The organism is Tabrizicola flagellatus (assembly GCF_046295235.1).
GTDB classification, from domain to species: Bacteria; Pseudomonadota; Alphaproteobacteria; order Rhodobacterales; family Rhodobacteraceae; genus Tabrizicola; species Tabrizicola flagellata_A.
Genome location: NZ_JBKBLV010000072.1, coordinates 1 through 6,078 on the forward strand (window position 1 = coordinate 1; position 6,078 = coordinate 6,078).

General features: G+C 68.6%; 3 protein-coding genes. All 3 read left to right on the top strand.

The genetic code is table 11. From position 1 onward, the window contains the following. A partial coding sequence (locus tag ACK4IU_RS18180) for a TIGR02302 family protein (RefSeq protein ID WP_409738133.1) occupies positions 1-2,565 on the top strand: 2,565 nt, incomplete at its 5' end. A 203-nt stretch (positions 2,566-2,768) separates the two neighbouring features. Continuing rightward, the gene (locus tag ACK4IU_RS18185) at positions 2,769-5,177 is read left to right on the top strand and encodes an AMP-binding protein (RefSeq protein WP_409738135.1); all 2,409 of its coding nucleotides are present in this window, start codon (positions 2,769-2,771) and stop codon (positions 5,175-5,177) included. Positions 5,178-5,246: 69 nt separating this feature from the next. Further along, a complete protein-coding gene (locus tag ACK4IU_RS18190; protein WP_409738138.1) occupies positions 5,247-6,068 on the top strand; it encodes a ParB/RepB/Spo0J family partition protein in 822 nt (273 codons plus the stop codon). Positions 6,069-6,078 lie beyond the last annotated feature (10 nt).

The window sequence follows — 6,078 nt, forward strand, 5'->3', positions numbered from 1 at the left end:
CTGGTCTGGCCGATGCGCCTGACGCTGGCGGGGCTTTGGGCGGAACGGCTGGCGCGGGCCTTCTGGCCGCTCTGGTCGCTGGTGCTCGTCACGCTCTCGGCCCTGGCCTTCGGGGTGCAGGACCTCGGGCCCCTCCACTATGCCCAGGCGGGCGGGGCCATCGTCGTCATCGTCGCGCTGATCCTCCTGGCCTGGGGCATCCGCCGCTTCCGCCGGCCCACGGCGATGGACGCGCTGGACCGCATCGACGCCACCATGCCCGGCCGGCCCATCGCCGCGCTTCGCGACACCCAGGCCATCGGTGCGCATGACCCCGCCTCGCTCGCCGTCTGGCGCGCGCACCAGGAGCGGATGGCCGCCCGCGCCGCCGGCGCCCGGCCCGTCCAGCCCGACCTGCGCCTGTCCTCGCGCGACCGCTATTCCCTGCGCTACGTCGCCCTGACCGCCTTCGTCATGGCCGCGCTCTTCGGATCGTTCTGGCGCGCAGGGTCCGTCGCCGGCCTCACCCCCGGCGCCGCCGTCGCCATGCCCGGCGGCCCCAGCTGGGAGGCCTGGGCCCAGCCCCCGGCCTATACCGGCAAGCCCTCGCTCTACCTGAACGAGGTCACCGACCCCGCGCTTGACCTGCCCACCGGCACCCGGGTCCAGATCCGGCTCTACGGCCCGGAAGGCGACCTCACCGTCCGCCAGACCGTCGCCGATGCCCCGCCCCCGCCCGAACCCGCGCCCGGCGGCGCCACCGTCACACCCGCCGCAGCCGTCCCGAACGCCATGCAGGGCGTCCACGACCTCACCGTCACCCGCTCCGGCGACCTCGCCATCGAGGGCCCCGGCGGGCGCGAATGGCAGATCACCGCCATCCCCGACCGCGCCCCCACCGTCGAAGTCACCGGCGAGATGGTGCGCGAGGCCGACGGCCGGTTCAAGCAGTCGTTCAAGGCCAGCGACGACTACGGCGTCACCGCCGGCCGCGTGACCATCACGCTCGACCTCGCGAAGATCGACCGCCGCCACGGCCTGACCGTCGATCCCGAACCCGTGGACCCCGTCACCCTCGACCTGCCCATGCCGCGCAAGGGCAGCCGCACCGAACTGACCTCGACCCTGGTCGATGACCTGTCGAAGCACGTCTTCGCCAACCTGCCCGTCACCATGACCTTCACCGTCGCCGACGCCGGCGGGAACGAGGGTTCATCGGCCCCCTACCAGGTCACGCTGCACGGCAAGCGGTTCTTCGACCCGCTGGCCGCCGCGCTGATCGAGATGCGCCGCGACATCCTGTGGAACCGCGTCAACGCTCCCCGCGCGCTGGAACTCCTCAAGGCCGTCACCAACCGCCCCGAGGGCTTTATCCGCCACGACCGCGCCTTCCTGCACCTGCGCGTCCTGATGCGCGACCTCGAGGCGCAACAGGCCAGCCTCTCGACCGAGGCCCGCGACGCCATCGCCGAAAAGCTCTGGACCATCGCGCTGATGGTCGAGGAAGGGAATCTGCAATCCGCCTTCGAACGCCTGCAACGTGCGCAGGACCGGCTGGACGAGGCGATCAGGAACGGCGCCTCGCCCGAGGAAATCGACCAGCTGATGAAGGAAATGCAGCAGGCGCTGAACGAATACATGCGCGAACTGGCGCAAGAGGCGCAGCGCAACCCCGGCGACCAGCAGCAGCAGCAGATGATGCAGGGCCAGATGATGTCGGGCGACCAGCTGCAAGAGATGCTCGACAAGCTGCAGGAACTGATGGAGCAGGGCCGCACCGCCGAGGCGGCCGAGCTGATGGAACAGCTGCGCCAGCTCATGCAGAACATGCAGGTGGTGCAGGGCCAGCAGGGGCAGGGCCAGGGGCAGAACGGCCCGATGAACGACCTCGGCCAGACGCTGCGCGACCAGCAGGACCTGTCCGACGATGCTTTCCGCGATCTGCAAGGCGTGCCGCGCAACCAGGACCAGCAGGGCCAGGGGCAACAACAGGGCCAGGACCAGCAAGGGCAGGGCCAGCAACCCGGTCAGGAACAGGGTCAGCAGGGGCAGGATCAGCAGAACGGCCAGGGCGGCGCCACCGACGACCGCAGCCTGTCCGACCGCCAGCGCGAATTGCGCCAGCGGCTGAACCAGCTCCAGCAGGGCCAGTTGCCCGGCGACGGCACCGAACAGGGCGAGGAGGGCCGCCGCAGCCTCGACCGCGCCGGCCGCGCGATGGAACAGGCCGAGGAGGCGCTCCGCGACGGCGACCTCGACGGCGCTCTCGACCGCCAGGCCGAGGCGATGGAGGCGCTGCGCGACGGGATGCAGCAGTTCGGGCAGGCCCTTGCCGAGGAACAGCGCCAGAACCGCGATGCCCAGGGCGGCGACCGCGAATTCGGTTCGGCCGATCCGAACGGCACCGATCCGCTGGGCCGCCGCCAGGGCGAAACCGCGCGCATCGGCTCGGACGAGAACATGGTGCAGAACGACCCCGACCAGCGCGCCCAGGAACTGCTCGATGAAATCCGCCGCCGCTCGGGCGAACTGGCCCGGCCGCTCGAGGAACTGGATTACCTCAAGCGCCTGTTGCAGATGTTCTAGATCACGCCTTTGCGAGCCTCGCGCGACTCGTTGACAGGCCGGCGCTTTCGATCCTAGCCATATAAGCCCTTCGCGAAACGAATGTTTTTTCGTGGTGGGACATTGCTGTAGTTCGCCGTTTTCGGAACAAGGTTTTGTCAACAATGCCCGCTACCAATACCGCGGAGACGCCCGGTCTCCTTCAGCCATTTGCAGGTCGAGAGATGGAACCCAGGACGCTTGAAGCCACCGCCGTGGTCCGCAGAAATTCCATCGCCTTTGTCGAACAGCTGTTCTCGCTCTACGCCGACCGCCGGCCGGTGGTGCTGGTGTCTGATGCCGACCAGGCTGCACGGTTGCCCGGATTGAAGATCGACCGCTGCATCGATCCCGGCGAAGGCTCGGGCTGGCTTACCGCGCAGCATCCGGTGATCCTCGACGATCTGCCGGCGCAAGTCAGCTACACCTCGGGCACCGAGGGTCTGCCGAAGGGCATCCTTCTGACCTACCGCAATCTCGGCTACACCACCGAGCGCATCATCGAGGTGATGCGGATGACCGACGAGGTCCGGGAATATGTCGGCGTGCCCGCGACCTTCAGCTTCGGCATGGCCCGCTTTCGCGCGGTCAGCGCCGTTGGCGGACTGGCCTACATGCCGTCGCGCGGATTCGATCCGGCGGAACTGGCGCGGATGCTGGCTTCGGGCGAGGTCAACGCCCTGTCGGCCGTGCCGACGCTGTTGCGCATTCTCCTGTCGGACCCCTCGATCATCGGCGAGGCCGGCAAGGCGCTGCGCTGGCTGGAAATCGGCTCGCAGGCCATGACGGCCGAGGAAAAGCGCCAGATCCGTGCGATGTTCCCCAATGCCCGGATCGTCCAGCACTACGGCCTGACCGAGGCCTCGCGCAGCACCTTCCTCGTGATCTCGGAGGCTCCCGACGCGATGCTCGACTCGGTCGGGCGTCCCGTGGGGCAGGGCGAGGTTGCGCTTTCCGCCGATGGCCGCATCCGCATCCGCGGCCCCCAGGTCGCCCGATACCGGATCGACGCCGAGGGCCTGCACGACCTGACCGACGCCGAGGGCTGGCTTCAGACCAACGACCTCGGGCACCTGACCGATGGCTACCTGTTCTTCGATGGCCGCGCCGACGACCTGATCAACTGCGGTGGCCAGAAGATCGTGCCGGACCAGCTGGAAGACCGCATCCGCGCCCGGCTGAAGTCCGATGTGGCGATCGCGGTTGCCAAGGTGCCCGACCCCCAGCGCGGCGATGGCGTGCTGGTGGCGCTGGCCGGACCCGAGGTCCAGACCGCCCTCGTGAAACAGGCCGCGACCGCCGCGCTGGCCGAGATGGGCATTTCCGCCGGCAGCGCGCTGCATGTCATGGCGCTGGAATCGCTGCCCGTCACCGGCACCGGCAAGGTCCAGCGCCGTGTCCTGGCCGAACAGTTCGCCCTGCGCAGGGTCACCGCTCCCCCTATCCGCGCCCGTGGCGAGATCACCGATGTCCGCTCGCTCTTCCAGCACGAATTCGCTGGCGAGACGGTCGGTCCCGACGACACATTCGAAAGCCTCGGCGGCGATTCCCTGCACTACATCCAGTTCACGCTGGCCTACGAATCCCGCTTCGGCCAGCTGCCCGACGACTGGGAGAAGCTGACCGTCGCCCAGCTCCAGGCTCATGCCAATGCCCGCGAAACCTCCTCCTGGCGCCGGCTCGAGACCGTGACCCTGACCCGCGCCTTCTTCATGATCTGCATCGTGGCCCTGCACACCGAGGCTTTCGTCTATTCCTCGAACTGGGGGGCGGCCTATTTCCTGGTCATGCTGGCCGGCTACTCCGTCGCCCGCTTTCAGCTGCCCGAGATCCTCCGCTCCGGCAGCACCCGGACGATCTGGGGCACGGTCCGCTACGTCGCGATCCCGACCATCCTGATGGGGGTCTTCCTCGAGCTTGCCACCCGCAAGTTCGAATGGCCCTCGCTGCTCCTGGTGTCGAACTACGTCGATCCGAACACGATCCGCGGCTACACCTTCTACTTCGTCGAGTTCTATATCCAGATCCTCGTCCTGGCCGCTCTCTTCTTCTCCTTCGCCCCCGTGCGCCGGGCCTTCGCCGCGCGCCCCATGCTCAGCGCCGTCCTTTTCTTCTTTGCCACCGCCGCGCTCGACTATGGCATCGAGCAGATCTGGACCGGCGACTACAACTACGACCGCACGCCCTGGCACTACGGCTGGTGCTTTGCCCTCGGCATGGTCCTCGCCACCGCCAAGGACCTGCCCTCGCGCCTCTTCGCCCTCGCGCTGTCGCTCGTCACCGTCTTCGCCTACTGGCACCTGACCTCGGCCGCCTTCTACGTCGCCGGCGGCTGCATCGCGGTCCTCTTCATCCGCAGCTTCACCGTCCCCGCCCCGGTCAAGGTCATCATCGCCGAAATCGCCGGCGCCTCGATGTTCATGTACCTGACGCACTACCAGATGATCTCGCTGGTGGACAAAGTCTTCGGCGAGCATCGCCCCTGGCTCGCCCTGATCCTGTCGATCATCGTCGCGATCATCTTCGCCCACCTCTACGCCTGGGCCGAGAGGATCGTGCTCAAGCCCCGCCGCCAGGCTGTCGCCGCCGAATAGGGGGGCGTCCGCGCCCCTCACCCCTCATTAACCCCCATGCGCTTCCCTCCCCGCAAAGGAGCAACGCGCATGGACCCCCTCCACCACCTCCCCCTGACCGAGATCGCCCCCCACGCCCTCCTGCGCGACCGCACCGCGCTGGACCCCGCCGCCCTCACCCTCCTCCAGCACTCCATCGCGACCGAGGGCCTGCGCACCCCCATCGAGGTCTGGCAGCTCTCCACCCCCCGCGACGGCCACACATACGGCCTCATCTCCGGCCTCCGCCGCCTCACCGCCTGCCGCGCGCTGGGCCACACGACGATCCCCGCCTTCCTCCGCGCCCCCCAGACCATCGCCCAGGCCCTCGCCCTGATGGTGACCGAGAACGAGATCCGCGAACCCGTCACCCCGTGGGAGAAGGCCACCCTCATCCTGAACGCCATCCACGAGGGCCACTTCGACACCCCCGACACCGCCATCGTCGCCCTCTTCCCCGCCCTCCCCCGCACCACCCGCACCCGCATCCGCAACCATGTGTCCGTGGTCGAAGCCCTCGCCCCCCTCCTCACCGACCCCACCACCCTGACCACCCGCCAACTCGACACCCTCGCCGCCGCGCTCCAGTCCGGGCACGAGGACCTCCTCGTAGCCACCCTCCACCCCGTCATGGGCCAGGGGGTTGAGACGCAATGGTCCACCCTCCGCCCCGTGCTGCAGGATGTATTGCGAGAGCCCACCAACCCCATCACCCGCCGCCCCCGGAGGCTCCTGAAGCTCCGCCAGGGCCTGACGATCACGCGGGAGGCCTGCCCCGGCGGCTACACCCTCCGCTTTACGGGCGCACAAGCGAAGTCCGGCCTGATCGACGACGTGCTGGACAAGGTGGAGATGTGGTTCAGCAAAGACTGACCGCCCCACA